The sequence below is a fragment of the Conexibacter stalactiti genome (genome assembly GCF_033542075.1).
GTDB lineage: Bacteria > Actinomycetota > Thermoleophilia > Solirubrobacterales > Solirubrobacteraceae > Conexibacter > Conexibacter stalactiti.
The window spans coordinates 45924-65083 of sequence record NZ_JAWSTH010000020.1; the positions used below are offsets into that span (position 1 = coordinate 45924).

Annotated in this window: 21 protein-coding genes; 6 read left to right on the forward strand and 15 right to left on the reverse strand. The window is 73.5% G+C overall.

All coding sequences use genetic code 11. The annotated features are described in order from the left end of the window. Nucleotides 1–95: 95 nt before the first annotated feature. On the forward strand, nt 96–2147 hold the full coding sequence (locus tag R7226_RS10050; RefSeq protein WP_318596971.1) for a glycoside hydrolase family 44 protein: 2052 nt from the start codon (nt 96–98) through the stop codon (nt 2145–2147). Between the two features lie 18 nt (nt 2148–2165). After that, on the forward strand, nt 2166–3386 hold the full coding sequence (locus R7226_RS10055) for an MFS transporter (protein ID WP_318596972.1): 1221 nt from the start codon (nt 2166–2168) through the stop codon (nt 3384–3386). Here R7226_RS10055 and R7226_RS10060 read toward each other — a convergent pair. The 12 genes from R7226_RS10060 to R7226_RS10115 all read right to left on the reverse strand — a co-directional run bounded on the left by R7226_RS10060 (nt 3370) and on the right by R7226_RS10115 (nt 13131). Beyond that, nucleotides 3370–4464: a M24 family metallopeptidase gene (locus tag R7226_RS10060; protein ID WP_318596973.1), complete on the reverse strand. Its 1095-nt coding sequence runs from the start codon at nt 4462–4464 to the stop codon at nt 3370–3372. The genes R7226_RS10055 and R7226_RS10060 overlap by 17 nt on opposite strands. After that, entirely contained in the window at nt 4461–4907 is a 447-nt protein-coding gene (locus R7226_RS10065) for a type II 3-dehydroquinate dehydratase (RefSeq protein ID WP_318596975.1), read from the reverse strand. Before R7226_RS10065 ends, R7226_RS10060 begins: the two co-directional genes overlap by 4 nt. Then, nucleotides 4904–6484, reverse strand: a complete 1581-nt coding sequence (locus tag R7226_RS10070) for a bifunctional shikimate kinase/3-dehydroquinate synthase (RefSeq protein ID WP_318596977.1) — start codon at nt 6482–6484, stop codon at nt 4904–4906. Before R7226_RS10070 ends, R7226_RS10065 begins: the two co-directional genes overlap by 4 nt. After that, the gene (gene aroC, locus R7226_RS10075; protein WP_318596978.1) at nt 6472–7638 is read right to left on the reverse strand and encodes a chorismate synthase; all 1167 of its coding nucleotides are present in this window, start codon (nt 7636–7638) and stop codon (nt 6472–6474) included. The genes R7226_RS10070 and aroC overlap by 13 nt, the downstream gene beginning before the upstream one ends. A 55-nt stretch (nt 7639–7693) precedes the next feature. Next, entirely contained in the window at nt 7694–9091 is a 1398-nt protein-coding gene (locus R7226_RS10080; protein ID WP_318596979.1) for an FAD-binding oxidoreductase, read from the reverse strand. Beyond that, nucleotides 9088–9849 (reverse strand): FadR/GntR family transcriptional regulator, encoded by a 762-nt coding sequence (locus tag R7226_RS10085; protein ID WP_318596980.1) that lies wholly within the window; start codon nt 9847–9849, stop codon nt 9088–9090. Before R7226_RS10085 ends, R7226_RS10080 begins: the two co-directional genes overlap by 4 nt. An 83-nt stretch (nt 9850–9932) precedes the next feature. Continuing rightward, the gene (locus tag R7226_RS10090) at nt 9933–10520 is read right to left on the reverse strand and encodes an A24 family peptidase (RefSeq protein WP_318596981.1); all 588 of its coding nucleotides are present in this window, start codon (nt 10518–10520) and stop codon (nt 9933–9935) included. A gap of 192 nt (nt 10521–10712) precedes the next feature. Next, a complete protein-coding gene (locus R7226_RS10095) occupies nt 10713–10895 on the reverse strand; it encodes a DnaJ-like cysteine-rich domain-containing protein (protein WP_318596982.1) in 183 nt (60 codons plus the stop codon). Between the two features lie 39 nt (nt 10896–10934). Beyond that, the gene (locus R7226_RS10100; protein ID WP_318596983.1) at nt 10935–11573 is read right to left on the reverse strand and encodes an O-methyltransferase; all 639 of its coding nucleotides are present in this window, start codon (nt 11571–11573) and stop codon (nt 10935–10937) included. Further along, nucleotides 11570–12130 (reverse strand): class IV adenylate cyclase, encoded by a 561-nt coding sequence (locus R7226_RS10105; protein WP_318596984.1) that lies wholly within the window; start codon nt 12128–12130, stop codon nt 11570–11572. Before R7226_RS10105 ends, R7226_RS10100 begins: the two co-directional genes overlap by 4 nt. Before the next feature lie 232 nt (nt 12131–12362). Further along, entirely contained in the window at nt 12363–12821 is a 459-nt protein-coding gene (locus R7226_RS10110) for a DUF4396 domain-containing protein (RefSeq protein WP_318596985.1), read from the reverse strand. Between the two features lies 1 nt (nt 12822). Continuing rightward, on the reverse strand, nt 12823–13131 hold the full coding sequence (locus tag R7226_RS10115) for a metal-sensitive transcriptional regulator (RefSeq protein WP_318596987.1): 309 nt from the start codon (nt 13129–13131) through the stop codon (nt 12823–12825). A gap of 121 nt (nt 13132–13252) precedes the next feature. Here R7226_RS10115 and R7226_RS10120 point away from each other — a divergent pair, with 121 nt between their 5' ends. The 3 genes from R7226_RS10120 to R7226_RS10130 are packed head-to-tail and all read left to right on the forward strand — an operon-like array spanning nt 13253 to nt 16799. Further along, nucleotides 13253–13489, forward strand: a complete 237-nt coding sequence (locus R7226_RS10120) for a heavy-metal-associated domain-containing protein (protein WP_318596988.1) — start codon at nt 13253–13255, stop codon at nt 13487–13489. After that, entirely contained in the window at nt 13486–14487 is a 1002-nt protein-coding gene (locus tag R7226_RS10125; protein WP_318596989.1) for a hypothetical protein, read from the forward strand. The genes R7226_RS10120 and R7226_RS10125 overlap by 4 nt, the downstream gene beginning before the upstream one ends. After that, a complete protein-coding gene (locus tag R7226_RS10130; protein ID WP_318596991.1) occupies nt 14484–16799 on the forward strand; it encodes a heavy metal translocating P-type ATPase in 2316 nt (771 codons plus the stop codon). Before R7226_RS10125 ends, R7226_RS10130 begins: the two co-directional genes overlap by 4 nt. A gap of 9 nt (nt 16800–16808) precedes the next feature. Here R7226_RS10130 and R7226_RS10135 read toward each other — a convergent pair whose 3' ends face one another. Both R7226_RS10135 and R7226_RS10140 read right to left on the reverse strand, forming a co-directional pair. Next, nucleotides 16809–17474 (reverse strand): RES family NAD+ phosphorylase, encoded by a 666-nt coding sequence (locus tag R7226_RS10135; RefSeq protein WP_318596992.1) that lies wholly within the window; start codon nt 17472–17474, stop codon nt 16809–16811. A 30-nt stretch (nt 17475–17504) separates the two neighbouring features. Then, entirely contained in the window at nt 17505–18209 is a 705-nt protein-coding gene (locus tag R7226_RS10140; protein ID WP_318596993.1) for a hypothetical protein, read from the reverse strand. Between the two features lie 128 nt (nt 18210–18337). On the opposite strand from R7226_RS10140, the gene R7226_RS10145 reads away from it, so the two are divergent. Beyond that, on the forward strand, nt 18338–18805 hold the full coding sequence (locus R7226_RS10145; protein ID WP_318596995.1) for a plastocyanin/azurin family copper-binding protein: 468 nt from the start codon (nt 18338–18340) through the stop codon (nt 18803–18805). Nucleotides 18806–18849: 44 nt separating this feature from the next. Here the strand turns inward: R7226_RS10145 and R7226_RS10150 are convergent, their stop codons facing one another. Further along, on the reverse strand, nt 18850–19044 hold the full coding sequence (locus tag R7226_RS10150; RefSeq protein WP_318596996.1) for a hypothetical protein: 195 nt from the start codon (nt 19042–19044) through the stop codon (nt 18850–18852). Nucleotides 19045–19160 lie beyond the last annotated feature (116 nt).

The following is a 19160-nucleotide window of genomic DNA, read 5'->3' on the forward strand; positions in this document are numbered from 1 at the left end:
TCGCCGACGCACCGGCTGGTGGTCTCGCACTGGCTCGCGGGCGGTGCATCGGCTACGGTGAGCGTATGCGGACGGACCCGCATCGCCGGAACGGAGTGCGTCGCGCCTCCCTCCGCAGCAGCCTCGCCGGAACGTTCGCGCTCGCCGCGACGCTGCTCGCGCTGCCCGCCGCCGGCCAGGCGCTCGCCGCCCCCGGCCCGGCGCTGACGGTCGACGTCGCCGCTGACCGGCACGCGATCTCGCCCGAGATCTATGGCATGAGCTACGCCGATCCGACGCTCGCCGACGAGCTGAGACTGCCGGTCAACCGCTGGGGCGGCAACTACACCGACCGCTACAACTGGCGAATCGACACCTGGAGCACGGGCCGCGACTGGTTCTTCGAGAACATCTCCGGCTGCTGGTCGGCGTGTGCCGGCGAACCGCCGGCCGACCCGTCGCAGGGCTACCGCCGGATACTCGACGGCGACCGCGCCACCGGGGCCCAGACGCTGCTGACGCTGCCGATGGTGGGCTGGGTCGCCAGACAGGCCGGCTACGCGCATCCGCTGCCGTGCAGCTATCCGAGATCGCTCTTCCCCGACCAGGACAGATGGGACACGGAGTGGCTGCCGCCCAGCGCCAGCGCCTGCGGCAACGGCAGAGACGACGGCGACTGGATCACCACCAACGACCCGAACGTCGCCAGCACGCCGTCGACCGCTCAGCTCTCGTCCGACTGGATCGCGGACATCACCGCTCGCTATGGCGCCGGCGCCGTGCGCTGGTATGGCCTCGGCAACGAGCCGGCGCTGTGGAACGACACGCACGTCGACGTCCATCCACAGCCGACGACCTCCGGCGAGCTGCGCGACAAGACGATCGCGCTGGCGCGCGCCGCCAAGCAGGCCGACCCGTCCGGGCTGACGCTCGGCCTGTCCGAGTGGGGCTGGCCGGCCTACTTCGCCAGCGCCGCCGAGCAGCAGGGGCAGCCCGATCCCGCCAAGCCGGCCGGCGTACCGCTCGTGGGCTGGTTCCTCGATCAACTGCGCGCCGCCGGCGAGGCCGACGGCAAGCGCTTGCTCGACTACCTCGACCTCCACTACTACCAGCAGATGACGGTGAACGACGCCCCCGGATCGACCGCCGTGACGCGCTCGCTGTGGGACCCGAGCTACACCGACGAGAGCTGGATCGACCAGAGAATCGCGCTGCTGCCGCGGATGCACGCGTGGATCGCCGACCACTACCCCGGCACCAAGGTCGCGCTCAGCGAGTACGACCTCTCGATCGGCGACCCGGTGCTCGACACCGTGATCCAGGCCGACACGCTCGGGATCCTCGCGCGCGAGCGGGTCGACCTCGCCGCTCGCTGGTCGCCGCCGAAGGCGGGCGAGGCTCAGGCGAACGCCTTCCGCCTCTATCGCAACTACGACGGTGCCGGCGGCCGCTTCGGCGACACCTGGGTCCGCTCCGTCAGCGCCGATCAGGCGACCGTCGCCGTCTACGGTGCCGCGCGCAGCGACGACGGCGCGATCACGATCGCGGTCGTCAACAAGAGCGGCCAGACGCGCTCGACGCCGCTGACGCTCGCCGGGGCGGAGCGAGCGGTCACCACCGCGCAGGCGTGGCAGTGGAGCGGTGCCGCCCCCGGCGCACGCCCCGTTCGCGTCGCCGACGTCGCGTTCGGCGGCAGCGCGACGACGCTCGAGCTGCCCGCCCACTCGCTGACGATGGTCGTCGTGCCGGGTGACACCAGAACGCCGCCGCCGGACGAGCCGGCGAGACCGCTTCCAACGGCGCCCGGCCAGCCCGCCGACCCGCCGGCGAACGGTCCGACGCCGGGCGGAGCCACGCCCGGCGGGAGACGTCCCGCGACCGTCCCGCCGCTGCCGCTCGCCGACCGCGTCGGTCTCCCCTCCGCGAAGCGCTGCGTGCGCGCGGCGACGCTGAAGTTCCGCGTCAGATCGCCGACGACGAGACGGCTGCTGTCGGCACGGGTCGCGATCGGCAGGCGCGCGCTCACGCTCGGAGGCCGTGGACTGACACGGCCGGTCGTGCTCAGAGGTCTGCCGCGGAGCGGCGCCTTCACCGTCAAGGTCAGACTCAGGCTCGCCGGCGAGCGCAGGACCACGGTGGCGCACCGGCGCTACCAGCGCTGCCGCTGACATACGCTCCTGACCCCGATGAACCGGTTTTCGCGCCTCTGGGGTCACAAGGACTTCCGCTGGCTCTTCCTCAGTCAGACGATCTCGACGACGGGCGACCGGATCGTCCTCGTCGCGTTGGCGCTGCTGGTGACCGAGCGGACCGGCTCGACGGCGGAGCTGGGTCTCGTGCTCGGCGTCTACACCGCCTCGCACCTCGCCTTCGTGCTGTTCGGCGGCGTCTGGGCCGACCGCCTGCCGCGCCACCGCATCATGCTCTCGACCGACCTGATCCGCGGCTGCCTGCACGCCCTGCTGGCGCTGCTGATCGTGCTCGACGCGATCACGATCTGGCAGCTCGTCGTGATCGAGGCGCTGTTCGGCGCCGCCGAGGCGTTCTTCCGCCCGGCCTTCAGCGGGCTCGTGCCGCAGACCGTCCCGGAGGAGCTGATCCAGGAGGCGAACGCGCTCAACAGCCTCACGCAGACGATCGCCGAGTTCGCCGGGCCGGCGCTGGCGACCGTGCTCGTGCTGACGGTCGGGACCGGCACCGCCTTCGCCGTCGACGCCGCCACCTTCTTCGTCAGCGCGGCACTCCTGGCGCTCGTGCGGCCCCGCCCGCGCGGCGAAGCGGCCCCGCGCGGCTCGCTGCGCGCCGAGCTGCGCGCCGGCTTCGAGGAGGTCCGCTCGCGCGCCTGGGTGTGGGTCACGATCGCCGTCTTCTCCTTCCAGCTGCTGGGCGCCTACGCGCCGTACGTCGTGCTCGGGCCGACGGTCGCGCAGGAGCGCTACGGCGACGCCGCGCTGTACGGCTGGCTGGCGGCGGCCGTCGGCTTCGGGACCGCGCTCGGCTCGCTGCTGGCGCTGCGCTGGCGGCCGCGCCGGCCGCTGGTGGCGGGGATCCTGCTGGTGCTGCCGTTCTGCCTGATGCTGAGCGGCTACGCGCTCGGGATCCCGCTCGCGCTCGCGCTCGTCGCCGGCGCGACCACCGGCGTCGGCGTCGCGCTCTTCAGCGTCTGGTGGCAGACGGCGCTCGCCGAGCGGATCCCGCCCGGCGCGCTCTCCCGCGTGACCTCGTACGACTATCTCGGTTCGCTGGCGCTGATGCCGATCGGCTACGTCGTCGTCGGCGCGCTCGCCGACGAGCTGGGCGCGACCGAGGTGATGGCGGCCGGCGGCCTGCTTGCGGCGTCGGTGCTGCTGCTCGGACTGCTGCCGCGCGAGACGCGCGAGCTGGAGTCGGTCAGCCGACGACCGTGAGCTGCTTCGGCAGCGTCGAGAGCACGTCGCAGCCGTCCTCGGTGACGACGACGAGATCCTCGATGCGCACGCCGAGCACGCCCGGCAGGTAGATGCCGGGCTCGTCCGTGACGACGTTGCCGGCCGCCAGCACAGCGGTCGACGCTCTCGACAGCCGCGGCGCCTCGTGCACCTCGATCCCGACGCCGTGGCCGAGGCTGTGGCCGAACGCGTCGCCGTGGCCGCCGGCGACGATCACGTCGCGCGCGGCCGCGTCGGCTTCTCTGCCGCTGACGCCCGGTCTGATCGCGGCGAGGCCGGCCAGCTGCGCCTCCAGCACCAGCTCGTAGATCTCCTGCGCCCGCTGGTCGACCTCGCCGGCCGCATAGGTGCGCGTGCAGTCGGAGCAGTAGCCGTCCAGCTCGGCGCCCCAGTCGATCACGACGAGGCTGCCGGCGGCGATCGGCACGTCGCGCGGGCTCGCGTGCGGCAGCGCACCGTGGCCGGCGTGGGCGACGATCGTGTCGAAGCTCGCCTTCTGCGCGCCGAGCCGCTGCATCTCGTGCTCCAGCGCGAGCGCGACCTCACGCTCGCGGCGGCCGATCAGGCCGCCTCTCAGCACCTGCGTCAGCGCGCTGTCGGCGAGGATCGCCGCCGCGCGGATCCGCTCGATCTCGTGCTGGTCCTTGACCAGCCGAAGCTCCTCGACAAGCCCGCCGGCCGGGACCAGCTCGACGCGCGCGGGCAGCAGCTCGCGCAGTCGCTTGTGGGTGCGGACGGAGACCTGCTGGTCGTCGAAGCCGAGCCGCACCTCGCCGTCGGGCAGGCCCGGCAGGACCTGGTCGAGCAGGTCGGTCTCGCCGATCACGCGCTCGTAGCCGTGGACCTGCTCCTGCGCCTGCGTCTCGTAGCGGAAGTCGGTCACGAAGCGGCGCAGGTCGCTGCCGACGACGGCGAGGCCGTTGGAGCCGGTGTAGCCGGTCAGGTAGCGGACGTTGACGAGGTTGGTGACCAGCAGCGCGTCGAGCTCTCTGCCGGGGAGCAGGCTGGCGAGGCGGTCGGCGCGGGCGGCGCCGTCGGCGGTGATCGTGTCGCTCATCTGTTCAGCTCCTCTCGCAGGCGCGCGAGCGCGTCGCGGTATCCGTCGGGTCCCTTGCCGGCGACGGTCTCGATGCAGAGGTCGCGGATCACCGACACGCGGCGCCACTCCTCGCGTTCGTGCACGTTGCTGAGGTGCACCTCGACCGCGGGCAGTCTCGCGATCTCCAGCGCGTCGCGGATCGCCCACGAGTAGTGCGTCCACGCGCCCGGGTTGAGCACGATCCCGTCGGCCATCCCGTCGAGCTTGTGCAGCTGCTCGACGTACTCGCCCTCGAAGTTGGTCTGGAAGAACTGCACGCGGAGGCCGAGGTCGGCCGCGAAGCCGCCGATCGTGCGCTCCAGTCTGTCGAGCGAGAGCGTGCCGTAGTGACCGGCGTCGCGGCGGCTGAGCTGGTCGAGGTTGACGCCGTGCAGGACGGCGATGCGGTCGCTCTGGCTCATGCCGTCGCTCCTCGTCGTTGGGCCAGCTCCGCAACCGCCGCGCGCAGGTCGTCGTCGCCGACCTGACAGCCGGGGCGCGCGGCGCCGGGAGCGTCGAGCAGCACGAACGGCACCGGCGCGCCGCTGCGGCGCTTCTTGTCGCGCGCGGTCGCCAGCACGACGGCGTCGACGTCGACGGCGCCGGGCGTCAGCTGGATCGGCAGGCCTTGGGCGGCGAGCAGCGCCGCGACCTCGTCACGCAGCGCCTCCTGCCCGGAGAGCCGCAGCGCGGCGAGCAGGCCGAGGCCGACCGCCTCGCCATGGCGGAACATCGCGTATCTGGTGACGGTCTCGATCGCGTGGCCGACGGTGTGGCCGAGGTTGAGCACCTGCCGCACGCCGCCGTCGCGCTCGTCGAGCGAGACGACCGCCAGCTTCGTGCGCGCGCACTCGAAGATCATGTCGGCGTCGGGCTCGTCGCCGCTGCGGACGCGCTCCCACAGGTGACCGCCGGCGATCAGCGCCGTCTTGACGACCTCGGCATAGCCGGCCGCGGCCTCTTCCCGCGGCAGCGTCGCGAGCGTGTCGACGTCGACCACGACCGACGACGGCTGGTGGTAGGCGCCGACGTAGTTCTTCGCGCTCGGCAGGTCGACGCCGGTCTTGCCGCCGTAGGCCGAGTCGACCTGCGAGACGAGCGTCGTCGGGACCTGCACGATCGGCACGCCGCGCTGGTAGGTCGCCGCGACGAAGCCGGCGAGGTCGCCGACGACGCCGCCGCCGAGCGCGACGAGATGGTCGCTCTGCGTCATCCCGCGCTCGCCGAGCGCGATCCAGACCGACTCCGCCGTCTGCAGCGTCTTGTGCGTCTCCCCTGCCGGGATCGTGATCGTCTCGAGGGAGTCGCCGAGGCGCTGCGCGTAGCGCGGTCCGACCTGGTCGTCGGTCACGAGATAGCCGTTGCCGGGCACCGGCGAGAGCGCCGCGCCGAGCAGGTCGCGGCCGACGAAGACGGGATAGTCGCCGGAGGTGCTCGTCGCCCACAGCAGCCGCGTGCCGTGCGGCGCGTCGTGCAGCGCGAGGATCGACGGCAGCGCGTCGTCGATCCGGTCCCTGCGGTCGGCCGGGATGACGACGTCGGCCGCGGCCATGTACATCGGCCGGCGGCGGATGTAGAGGTCGCGGAACTCCTGCGGGTCGCGCGCGAGCGGCCGGCCGCGGCCGGCGGCCCGCTCCCACGCGGTGTTGACGTCGACGTCGAGCAGGACGGTCGTGTGGCGTCTCAGCGCCGCGCGGATCCGCGCCGAGTGCAGCGCGCCGCCGCCGAGCGAGTAGATCCCGCCCTGCGTCTGCTCCAGCGCCTCGCCGACCAGTCTCTCCTCCAGCGCACGGAAGCCGCTCTCGCCCAGTTCGCCGAAACAGCGGTCGATCGGCATGCCGGCGTGCTCGGCGATCGCGGCGTCGGCATCGTGGACGGGGACGCCGAAGCGCTTGGCGAGGCGGCGGGCGGCGGTCGTCTTGCCGGCGCCCATGAAGCCGACGAAGACGAGCGCGCGGTCAGCCGGGAGGACCGGCTCCTGTCCCTTCAGCGGCGCCATCCGATCCGCTCCTCGTAGGCGCGGACGGCTTCGCGCACGTCATCGATGTGGTCGCCGCCGAACTTGCTGCGGTAGGCGTCGGCGAGCACGTGCGCCAGCATCGCCTCGCCGACGACGCCGGCCGCCGGGACGGTGCACGAGTCGGTCCGCTCGCGCAGCGCCTGCGCCGGCTCCTTCGTGTCGATGTCGACCGAGCGCAGCGGCTTGGTCAGCGTCGGGATCGGCTTCATCGCGACCTTCACGACGACCGGCTCACCGGTCGTCATGCCGCCTTCGAGACCGCCGGCGTGGTTGGTCTCGCGGTAGTAGCCGCGCGCGTCGTCGTAGAAGATCTCGTCGTGGGCCTGCGAGCCGGGGACGCCGGCGACGCCGAAGCCGTCGCCGATGCCGACGCCCTTCATCGCCTGGATCGACATCATCGCCATCGCGATGCGGCCGTCGAGCCGCTCCTCCCACGAGATGTGCGAGCCGAGGCCCGGCACGACGCCGAAGGCGATCACCTCGAAGGTGCCGCCGAGCGACTCGTTGTTCTTGCGCAGCACGGTGATCTCTCTGACCATCGCTCTGCTCGCCTCGTCGTCGAGGCAGCGGACGGGGCTGTCGTCGACGCCTTCGAAGTCCGCGACGGTGAGCGCGGCGTCGCGGGTGGGTGCTCTCACCGACGTGATCTGCGTGACGTGCGAGCGGATCTCGACGCCGACCGCCTTCAGGAACGCCTTCGCGAGCGCGCCGCCCGCCACGCGGGCGGCCGTCTCGCGGGCGCTGGCACGCTCGAGGATGTTGCGGACGTCGCCGGTGCGGTACTTCCACGTGCCGACGAGGTCGGCGTGGCCGGGGCGCGGGAGATGGACCTCGGGGATCTCTCTCTCGACCGGCCACGGGTTCATCCGCTCTTCCCAGTTGGCGAAGTCTCTGTTGGGGATCTGGAGCGCGACCGGGCCGCCCATCGTGCGGCCGTGGCGGACGCCGGCGGTGACGTCCGCGCGGTCTCTCTCGATCTTCATGCGGCCGCCGCGCCCGAAGCCGAGCTGACGCCGGGCCATGTCGCGGTTGATCGCCTCCTGCTCCAGCTCGAGGCCGGCGGGAAGCCCTTCGACGATGCAGGTGAGGCCGGGGCCGTGCGACTCGCCGGCGGTGATGAGACGGAGCGCCATAGGTGGTGGAAGGTTAGTTGGCGCGGCGATCAGATGGCTCGCCCGCGCCCGGCGATCAGATCCCCTTGCCGGGGTTGAAGAGGCCGTGCGGGTCGAGCGCGCGCTTGATCGCGTGGTGCAGCGCATGCGCGTCTCCCAGCTCGGCGGCGAGGAAGTCGCGCTTGAGCAGGCCGACGCCGTGCTCGCCGGTGACGGTGCCGCCGAGGCTCAGCGCCAGTCTGACGAGCGCCACGAACGCCTCGTTCGCGCGCGCCACGGCGTCGGGATCGTGGTGGTCGAAGACGATCGTCGGGTGCATGTTGCCGTCGCCGGCATGGCCGAAGGTTCCGATCAGCACGCCGTGCTGCTGCGCGATCGTCTCGATCCCGTCGAGCAGCGCGGGGATCTGGCCGAGCGGCACGCCGACGTCGTCGAGCAGCGTCGCGCCCTGGCGCTCGAGCGCCGGGTAGGCGAGCCGCCGGGCGGCCATCAGCATCCGCCCCTCGGCCTCCTCGTCGGTCGTGATCGCGAGCGTCGCGCCGGCCTCCTCGCACCACGCCGCCATCCGGTCGACCTCTCTCAGCGCGGCGCTGCCGCCGAGGTCGCTGCGCGCGAACAGCAGCGCGGCGACGGTCTCGTCCAGCTCCTGCGGCGCCATCGCCTCGACCGCTTGGATCGTCGTGCGATCCATCAGCTCCAGCACCGACGGCGTGCTGTTGCGGACGATCTTCTGGATCGCGGCGCCGGCGCTGCCGAGCGTCGGGAAGGAGGCCGCGAGCGTCGCGGAGGAGCGCGGCGGCGGGATCAGCCGCATCGTCGCCTCGGTGACGATCCCGAGCGTCCCCTCCGAGCCGCAGATCAGCGACGTCAGGTCGTAGCCGGCAACGCCCTTGCGGGCGCGGCGGCCGATCCGCACCGCGCTGCCGTCGGCGAGCACCAGCTCGAGGCCGAGCAGCGCGTCGCGCGTGACGCCGTACTTGACGCAGCAGAGGCCGCCGGCGTTGGTGGCGATGTTGCCGCCGATCGTCGAGAACTCCCAGCTGGCGGGGTCGGGCGCGTAGAACAGCCCTTCGCGCTCGGCCGCCTCGCGCAGCTGCGCATTGACGAGCCCCGGCTGGACGGTCGCGAGCAGCGAGGCGCCGTCGACCTCTGTGACGTCCGTCATCAGCTCGGTCGAGACGATCAGGCAGCGGTCGATGGCATTCGCCCCGCCCGAGAGGCCGGAGCCGGCGCCGCGCGGGACGACGGGGATGTTGTGCGCGGCCGCGGTGCGGACGGCGTGCTGGACCTGCGCGGTCGTGCGCGGGCGGACGACCGCGGCCGGCATGCCGGCCGGGACGAGCGCCGGCGCCGCCTGGTCGCGCTGATAGGAGGCGAGCACCTCCGGGTCGGTGACGAGATCCCCGGCGCCGGAGCCGGCGGAACCGCCGGTCGCGAGGTCGTCGAGCAGGCGGGCGGTGGCGGCGGCGGTCATGCATTCCCTCGGTAGAAGCCCATCACGTGGTCGCGCAGCAGCAGCTCGGCGTCGCGCGCGTCGCCGGCCTCGACGGCCGCGAGGATCGCCTCGTGCTGGCGCGTGAGCCTGGCGATCGCCCGTCTCGGCGCGGGCAGCGCGGCAAGCGCATCGCGCAGGTGCGCGGAGACGGAGTCGCGCACGGCCAGCATCACGAGCTGCAACGCCTCGTTGCCGGAGGCGGCGACGAGCGCGACGTGAAAGCGCACGTCGGCCGCTTCGAAGGCGGCGACGTCGTCGCCGACGATGCGCATCTCCGCGAGGGCGGCGCGGGCGTCGGCGAGGTGGTCGGCGGCGTCGTCGGTGGTCGGCGGGACGGCCGGTGACGCGGCGGAGCGCGGGCGGGCGACCGCGCGCGTCGCGGCCGCCGCGACGGCGGCCGCTTCGAGCGCGCAGCGCAGCTCGACGAGGTCGGCGAGCGGGACGCGGCCGAGCCGCAGCAGGTGGACGAGGCTGTCGCGCAGCGGGCCGGTCGACAGGTCGCGCGCCGGCGGGACGCGCAGCGGCGCGGTCGGCCCGGCGGCGACGGCGAGCCCCTGCGCCTGCAGCGCGCGCAGCGCCTCGCGCACGGTCGTGCGGCTGACGCCGAACTGCGCGCACAGCTCGCGTTCGGCCGGCAGCTCGTCGCCGGGCGCGAGCGCGCCGTCGAGGATCGCCTCGCGCAGTTGGTGGGCGACCTGCTCGTAGGCGGGGCTGCGAACGACTTCTGAGAACGCCATCGTGGCGCGCAGACTACCTGCTTGCCTGTTGGTCTGACAAGCAGGCCGAGGCCCGCGATGGCCGTCGACCGCCGCGTGGCACGTCAGCCGAGGTACGCGGCGAGCATGTCGGCGCCCGCGAACCAGGCGATGACGGCGCCGAGCGCGAGGAACGGGCCGAACGGGAGCGTCGCGGTGCGCAGCGCCTCGCGCGCCGGGCGGGCGCTCGGGCGGGTGGCGCGCATGCCGGCGCGGATCGCGACTGCGACGCCGGCGAGCGCTCCCGCGAGGAGCGCGACCAGCAGCGCGACGACGACCGCCGGGCCGAGCAGGAGGCCGAGCACGGCGGCGAGCTTGACGTCCCCCATCCCCATGCCGCCCGGTCGTGCCAGCGCGGCGGCGAGCAGGAAGCCGCTTGCCGCCGCGCCCCACAGCAGTTGCGCCGGAACCCGCGCCGGGTCGGTCGCGAGGCCGATCGCGAGCGCGGCGATCGCGCCGGCGGCCGTCAGCCGGTTGGGGATCAGACGGCGGTCGAGGTCGATCCAAGTCGCCGGCACCACGACCGCGACGAGCGTCACGCCCAGCAGCGCGGCGCGCAGGTCCGCGGCCGTGACCGTCACGACGAGCGCCAGCAGCGCCGCGGCGACGACGGCGAGCACAAGGGTCAGGTCAACGGCGCGGCGATCTGCCATCCGCCGGTGGATCGGCGGATGGCGTCAGCGCGTTGAGCGCGGGAGGGCGTCCGCGGACGGACGTCAGGCTGGGCGCGGCGGCGGTGCGGCGCGAGCGTCAGGGCACGGCGGGGATGCGGCGCGGGCGTCAGGGCACGGCGGGGATGCGGCGGCTGCGGCGCGTCGGCGAAGACCGCGCAGCGGCGCGGCGCGTCAGCTCTCGCCGCGCAGCACGACGCCCGCCTCTTGGGCGTTGTGCTCGGGGATGTAGATGCCGCTGCCCTCGCACCACGGGCACGTGATCGGTCTCGGCTCGCCGCCGAGGCCGGAGATGACGCTGCCGGTCCCCCGGCAGGCGCGGCACTGGTTGTCTGGTGTCGGGTCGTCTGCAGCCATCGAAGCGGGCGAGGCTAGCGGCTTCGGCGCCGCGATGCCTCAACGTCGGACCGCGAGCGCGATGCCGTCGCCGACCGGCGTGATCAGGCCGTCGAGCTGGGGATGGGCGAGGAAGTGGTCGTTGAACGCTCTCGCCGTCGCTATCCGATCGCCGCTCCAGCCGTCGATCGGGCGGCCCTCCGCGACCGCGCCCGACATCAGCACGTTGTCGACCGCGACCAGGCCGCCCGGGCGCATCAGCGGCACGATCAGCTCGAGGTGGTCGGCGTACTCGGCCTTCAGCCCGTCGAGGAAGGCGACGTCGAACGGGCCCTCCAGCTCGGTCAGCCCCTCGGCGGCATCCTGCAGGCGCAGGTCTATCCGCGCCGACAGCCGGGCCCGCGCGAAGTAGCTGAGCGCCTGTGTGTGGCGCTCGCGGTCGATCTCGAACGAGACCAGCTCGCCGTCGTCCGGGAGCGCCCGCGCCAGGTGCAGCGTCGAGACCCCGATCGCGGTGCCGACCTCGACGATCCGCCTCGCCCCCACCGCGCGGGCCAGCACGTTCAACAGCACCGCGGCGTGCGCATCGAGGATCGGGACGCTGTCGCGCGCGCCCCGCTCGCGCATCTCGGCGAGCAGCGCGTCGGGCTCGGGACGGGTCTCGTCGAGATAGCTGCGGACGGCGTCGGTCACGATCATGCTTGGGGTCCTCCGAGTGGCATCGTGCCACTCTCCATTCCCCTGATCAGGTCCGCGTAGCCCTCGGCGACGAGATCTTCACCCCTGATCGCGAGCGTCGCGCGCAGCTCGGCGACCCGCTCGTGCTCCAGCGTCAGGTCGGACGCCGCCGGCGCGACCGCCTCGAACTCGACGAACGCGCCGAGCCCCGCGACCGTGTCGAGGTGGATCCGCACGTCGCGCCAGATGAACAGGCGACGCTCCTTCTCGACCACCACGCGGGTCCCGAGCGCGGCGTCGAGCGCCGCGCGGCAGACGTCGGCGTCGTCGACGCCGACGAGCCGATAGCGGCTCAGCTTCGCGCCCTCGTCGTCGGGCCGCATGTACTGGATCAGCGTCGCGCCGCCTGGGCGCTCCTCGCGCAGCTTCAGCCGCCCGTGGGCGACGACGAAGTAGGTGTCGCGCTGCCACAGCGTCCCGTGGTCGACGGCGCCGTCGAGCGCCGCGCAGGCCGCCAGCGAGCGGGCCGGGTCGCGATCGCGGGCCTTCAGCTCGACGTTGCGGCGCGTTGGAAACATCGAGCGCACCCTAACGGTCCGTCGATCGACAACCGACTCGCTAGTTGGCAGCACAGTGACCACTTGCGCTTGTAGGTGTGAAACCGGTCGGATAGGTTCGAGCAATTGGGAGACGGGTCACGTGGGAGCGGACCCGGATTGGTCGATGTGCAGGAGAAACGCCATGGTCTGGCGCACGAAGTGATGCCCGTGAGCGGCGGTCGCCCGCTGCCCGCGAACGACCCCGGACGGGTCAGTGCTGATGGTGCTGGTGGACGAGCGCGTGGCCCCTGCCGCGCGCCAGCAGCCAGCGGTTGACCGGGAAGGCGACGGCGCCCGCGATCAGGAGCGCGCCGGCGAGCGAGCCCCAGAACAGCGGCTCGTCGAGCCCGGCGTCCATCGCGCCCGGGATCAGCACCATGATCGTGTTGTCGACGACCTCCATCACGGCGATCGAGAGCGTGTCGGAGGCGAGCGCGAGCGGGATCACGGCGCCGAGCGCCAGCCCCGAGCGCAGCAGCGGCACGCTCGTGAAGAGGTAGCCGAAGAAGAACGCCAGCGCGACCGAGATCGCGACCGTCGCGGCGCCGTGCAGGTCGAGCGCGTTGCCGATCACCATTCCGAGCACCTCGCCGACCGCGCAGCCGCTGAGGCAGTGGACGGTGGCGCTGAACGCCAGTCGGTTGAGGCCGCCGGACGGCGCGTGCTCCATCTCAGCCCCGGCGCATGAGGCGCGCGACGGCGCTCATCAGCTCGTCGGTCTTCTCTGCCTTGGCGTCGCCCTCGGCGCCCATCACGCAGTGGTTGGCGTGCTCGTCGAGCAGGCCGAGCGCGACCTTGTCGAGCGCCGCCTGGATCGCCGAGATCTGCGTCAGCACGTCGATGCAGTAGCGCTCCTCGTCGACCATCGTCTGGACGCCGCGGACCTGGCCCTCGATCCGCCGCAGGCGCTTGGTGAGCTGGTCCTTCGTCGCGCTGTAGCCGCGGGTCGCGGTCGTTCTCGTCGTCTCTGCCGGCGCCATCTTGGTGCTCCTGTGGTGGGGTCGCAGACGATTGTAGCTTACCCCCTGGGGGTATGTGATACGTTGCAGTCAGGGCATACCCCCCTACCGTATTTCAAGACCCCCCGGAAGGATTCCCGCCATGTGCACCTCTTGCGAGACGAAGACCACCAGCGAGCGCGCCTACGCCGTCGGCGGGATGACCTGCGCCCACTGCGTCGCATCGGTCCGCGAGGAGCTGGCGGAGGTGGCCGGCGTCGAGGTCGTCGAACTCGACCTCGCCAGCGGCCGCCTGGTGGTGCGGGGCGAAGCGGCTGACTCGCAGGACGCGATCCGCGCCGCCGTCGAGGCCGCCGGGTACACGGTGACGGTCGCATGAGCGCCCCGCTGAAGCTCGCCGCCTTCGCCGCGGGGCTCGCGGCGCTGTTCGGCGTCGCGACGCTCGCCGGCGCGGCGATCGACCCCGAGCGCGACGACGCGCCGGCCCCCGCGCACGTCGCGGAGGGTGGGCACGGAGGCGAGGCGCCCACCGACGCGGCTGACGCGCACGGCGGCACCTCGACGAGCGCGGCCGACGCGCACGGCGAGCAGAGAGCCACCGGCCACGGCGACGACCACGGCGCGCAGAGCGCCGCCGACCCCGTCCGCGGCCTCTCCTCCGCCGAGAACGGGCTGCGGCTGGTGGTCGAGACGCCTGAGCTGCGCCGCGGCGTACGCGAGCGGCTCGCATTCCGCATCGTCGGTGCCGACGGCGCGACGGTGCGCGACTTCGACCTCGCGCACGAGCGGCGCCTGCACCTGATCGTCGTGCGGCGCGACCTGACCGGCTTCCAGCACCTCCACCCCGCGATGGCCGCCGACGGCACCTGGTCGACCGACCTGACGCTGCCGCAGGCCGGCTCCTACCGCCTCTTCGCCGACTTCGCCCGCGACGGCGAGGCCGCGACGCTCGCCAGCGACCTGCGCGTCGACGGCGACGCCGACCTGCTGCCGCTGCCCGCTCCGACGGCGCACGCCCGCTCCGACGGCGGCGACGCCGTCACGCTCAGCGATGCCGCCGGTCACGCGCACGGCGACGACGACGCGGCGGCCGCCGCCACCGCCCCGCAACCGGCCCGCGCCGGCGTCGAGCAGACGCTGCGCTTCGCGATCGAGCGCGACGGCGCGCCGGTCGAGCTGGAGCCCTACCTCGGCGCCGACGGTCACCTCGTCGCGCTGCGCGAGGGCGATCTCGCCTTCCTGCACGTCCACCCGACCGGTGCCGGCCCGGCGTTCGCGACGACCTTCCCGACCGCCGGCCGCTACCGGCTGTACCTGCAGTACAAGGTCGCCGGCCGCGTCGAGACGGTCGCCTTCACACGCGAGGTGACGCGATGAGCGCCGCCGCCCCGACCGAGCACGTCGAGCTGCCGATCAGCGGGATGACGTGCGCCTCGTGCGCCAACCGGATCGAGCGCAAGCTGAACAAGCTCGACGGCGTCGCCGCGAGCGTCAACTACGCGACCGAGAAGGCGACGGTCGACTACGACCCCGCGACGGTCGCGCCGCAGCAGCTGCTCGACACCGTCGCCGCCGCCGGCTACGCGGCGAGACTGCCGGCGCCGCCGCGCGCGGCCGCCGACGCGGGCGCCGCCGCGGACGACGAGCGCGACGAGAGCGCCGCGCTGCGTACGCGTCTGCTGATCAGCGCAGCGCTGTCGCTGCCGGTGCTGCTGATCTCGATGATCCCCGCGCTCCAGTTCGACGACTGGCAGTGGGCGGCGCTGACGCTCGCCTCGCCCGTCGTCGTGTGGGGCGCGTGGCCCTTCCACCGCGCCGCCTGGCTCAACGCCAAGCACGCGACCGCGACGATGGACACGCTCGTCTCCGTCGGCGTGCTCGCCGCCTGGCTGTGGTCGCTCTACGCGCTCTTCCTCGGCGACGCCGGCATGACCGGCATGAGAATGCCGTTCGACCTGTGGCCCGACTCCTCCGGCGACGCGGGCGAGCACATCTACCTCGAGACGGCCGCCGTCGTGACGGTCTTCATCCTCGCCGGCCGCTACTTCGAGGCGCGCGCCAAGCGCCGCGCCGGCGCCGCGCTGAGAGCGCTGCTGGAGCTGGGCGCGAAGGAGGTCGCGCTGCTCGGCGACGATGGCTCGGAGCGGCGCGTGCCGGTCGAGCAGCTCGCCGTCGGCGACCGCTTCGTCGTGCGCCCGGGCGAGAAGGTCGCGACCGACGGCGTCGTCGAGGAGGGCTCCTCGGCGGTCGACCAGTCGCTGCTGACGGGCGAGTCGGTCCCGGTCGAGAAGCGGCCCGGCGACGATGTCGCGGGCGCGACCGTCAACGCCGGCGGCCGCCTGGTCGTGCGCGCGACGAAGGTCGGCGCCGACACGGCGCTGGCGCAGATCGCGCGGCTGGTCAGCGACGCGCAGTCGGGCAAGGCGCCCGTGCAGCGGCTCGCCGACCGCGTCTCCGGCGTCTTCGTGCCGATCGTGATCGCGCTCGCGGTCGCGACGCTCGGCTTCTGGCTCGGCGCCGGCGAGAGCGCGACCTTCGCCTTCACGGCCGCGGTCGCGGTGCTGATCATCGCCTGCCCCTGCGCGCTCGGACTGGCGACGCCGACCGCGCTGCTGGTCGGCACCGGCCGCGGCGCGCAGCTCGGGCTGCTGATCAAGGGCCCGGAGGTGCTGGAGTCGACGCGCGCCGTCGACACGATCGTGCTCGACAAGACCGGCACCGTCACGAGCGGGCGGATGAGCCTCGCCTCGATGACGGTCGTCGACGGCGTCGGCGAGGACGAGGCGCTGCGGATCGCGGGCGCCTTGGAGGACGCTTCCGAGCATCCGATCGCACGGGCGATCGCGGCGGCGGCGCGCGAGCGGGTCGCGGCGGGCTCGTCGGGCGCGCTTGGCGCGGGCGCGGGCGCGGGCGGCGGAGCTGCCGCGACCGCCCTCCCCCCGGTCGAGTCGTTCGCGAACCGCGAGGGGCTCGGCGTCGAGGGCGTCGTCGACGGCCACGCCGCGCTCGTCGGGCGCCCGGCGCTGATGCGCGAGTGGAGCCTTTCGCTGCCGTCGTCGCTCGAACGCGCCCGCGCGGAGGCCGAGGCGGCCGGACGCACCGCCGTGCTCGTCGCCTGGGACGGCGAGGTGCGGGCGCTGCTGGCGGTCGCCGACACCGTCAAGCCCTCCTCGGCGGAGGCGATCGCGTCGCTGAAGGCGCTCGGGCTGCGGCCGCTGCTGCTGACCGGAGACAACGCCGCGACGGCCGCGGCGGTCGCCGCCGAGGTCGGGATCGCGCCCGAGGACGTGATCGCCGAGGTGCTGCCGGCCGACAAGGCCGACGTCGTGCGGCGGCTGCAGTCCGAGGGCCGCGTCGTGGCGATGGTCGGCGACGGCGTCAACGACGCACCGGCGCTGGCGCAGGCCGATCTCGGCCTCGCGATCGGGACCGGCACGGACGTCGCGATCGAGGCGTCGGACCTGACGCTCGTCAGCGGTGACCTGCGCGCCGCCGCCGACGCGATCCGGCTCTCGCGCGCGACGCTGCGGACGATCAAGCAGAACCTCGGCTGGGCCTTCGGCTACAACGTCGCGGCGCTGCCGCTCGCCGCCGCCGGTCTGCTCAACCCGCTGCTGGCGGGCGCCGCGATGGCCTTCTCCAGCGTCTCGGTCGTCGCCAACGCGCTGCGGCTGCGGCGCTTTCGCTGAGCCGCTTCCCTACGGCACCCCGCGCGGGGCGCGCAGGCCCTCGGCCCGCAGCCACGCGCGGTAGCCGTCGTGCGGCATGTCGGCGAAGGTCGTCTCGACGATCAGCTGCTCGGGCGGCGTCCCCTCGGCGGCGAGGCTGCAGGCCAGGCGCAGATCGGGGTTGGGGTTCTCCCACCGCTCCAGCCCACCCAGCAGGACCTTCTCGTAGCGGGCGCCGAAGAGCGTCAGGTTGGTCGCGCCGTCGAGCGCGGCCGACGGCGACAGCACGCCGCGATAGCCGGCGGCGCGAAGGTCGTCGGCGACCGCCTGGCAGGCGCCGTGGTCACCGACCGCGGCGCGCGGGTCCAGCCCGCAGTCGGCCCAGCGCTCGAAGGTCGAGAGGTCGGCGATCTCCTGCTCGCGCACGAACACGAGCCACAGCCTGCGGCGGTACTGGGCCGCGCGCGTGCCGCCGCGGATCCGCTCGAAGCGGACCAGCTCAGCCCACGCGCCGAGCGGCTCCAGGGCGAGGTACTGCGCGTAGCCCTCGCCGAGGCGGTGCCAGCGCGCCGAGCGCTGCGACGGTGAGGGCTCGCCGGCGGCGTGGTAGAGCGGCGGCCAGTCGGGCGCGACCTGCCGGAAGCAGTGCCACTCGCCCGCGACGCGCTGGGGCTCGCTCTTCCAGGTGGGGCTCATCGCCGGGCTCCGGCGCGCGGAGCCGAGGGCTCAACCCGCCAGCTGGCCACGCGATCCCCGCGCCAGCGCCACCAGCGGGGCGTGGGCGCTCGCGACGCCGCGCTCGAGCATCTGCAGCGGCGTGCGGCCGTCGAGCTGGTCGCGCTCGGCGTCGAACCACAGCGCGATCCCCAGTGGGGTCAGCGAGGGGCGCAGGTAGCTGATCAGCTGCGCGAGCACCACCGCGCGCTCGCCGTTGCGCGTGACCGGCCTGCCGGCCCGCCAGGCCCCGATCGTCTTCGTCGAGACGCCGAGCAGCCGCGCGAGGTCGCTCGCGGGGACCCGTTCGAGCGTGGAGAAGACGAAGTCGACGGCGGCGCGCGGGTCGTCCAGCTCGTCGTGCAGCAGGCGCCGCTCGATCCGCGCGAGCACGTCGCGCATCATCAGCCCGATCAGCTCGATCTCGCCGCCGGGGTCGGTGACCTCGGTGTCGGCGGCGATCGCGCGCCGCAGCCCGACGAGGAACTCGAACAGCTTGCGCGCGTCGTAGTCCTCGGTCCCCTGCGGGAGCGCGCCGGAGAGGTCGAGGATCGAGTCCTCAATCACGTCGTAGCGGCGCTGGCGCTCGGCGCGCGCGGCGGCGAGGTCGGCTGGCGCCGGGACCCCCTGGGCCCGTATCGGCGCGATCAGCGTGCGCACGTGCTCCGCCTTGTCGCGGAGTGTCTCCGGGTGCGGGATGTCTGCGAGCGCGCTCATCGGGGGACCTCAGGTCGTCAAGACTTCGCTTTGAGATGGAAGTCTAGCGGACCTTGGAGCGGCCGGGAAGGATCGCGCGCGAGCGGAGTCCTCCGAGTCGAGGCCCATCAACAGAACGGAGGACGTCCATGGGAGTGCACCGCCCGCCGATCCGCCGCCTGACCGTCGCCGTGGCGCTGTCGGCCGCCGCCATCGCGCTGGCCGCCTGCGGCGATGACGACGACAGCTCCACGACGGAGACGAGCGCGACCGGCGCCGCCGCTCCGGCGACGACGGAGACCGCACCCCAGGGCAGCGCCAGCTCGCGGCTGGCGCTCGACGCCGAAGAGACCGAGGGCGGGCTCTCCTTCAGCAGAAGAGCGCTGAGAGCGAGCCCGGGCGACGTCACGATCGTGCTCTCCAACCCGAGCGGGAACCAGCTTCCCCACGCCGTCGAGATCGAGGGGCAGGGTGTCGAGGAGGAGTCGCCGACGATCCAGCCCGGCACCGAGACGGCCGACGTCACCGCGAACCTGAGACCGGGCACCTACACCTTCTATTGCCCGGTCGGCGACCACCGTCAGCAAGGTATGGAAGGAACGCTGACGGTCGGCTGACGCCCGGCGCGGGTTCGGGCGCCCGCACGCCCGGGCCCGCGCCGTCAGGACGCGCGCAGCGTCTCCTCGATGTCGAGCGGGGCGGTCGGCGTGACCCGCACCTCGCCGCTGCGGTCCCGCACCGGCACCACCAGCCCGGCGGCGACGAGCGCGTCGATGTCCTTCAACAGCTGTCTGGGGTCGAGCGGTGAATCATCGCTGCGCGGGGGCGGGAATTCGGGGTCCTCTTCATACGACATGGCTTGTAGCGCTCCTTCAGGCGGCAACGTAGCGGTTGCAGGATCGCTTGCGGGTCGGACGGAACGGCCTTCTGCCACTGGCCGTAGGAGTTGTCAACAGTGTGTGTCGCGGCGAT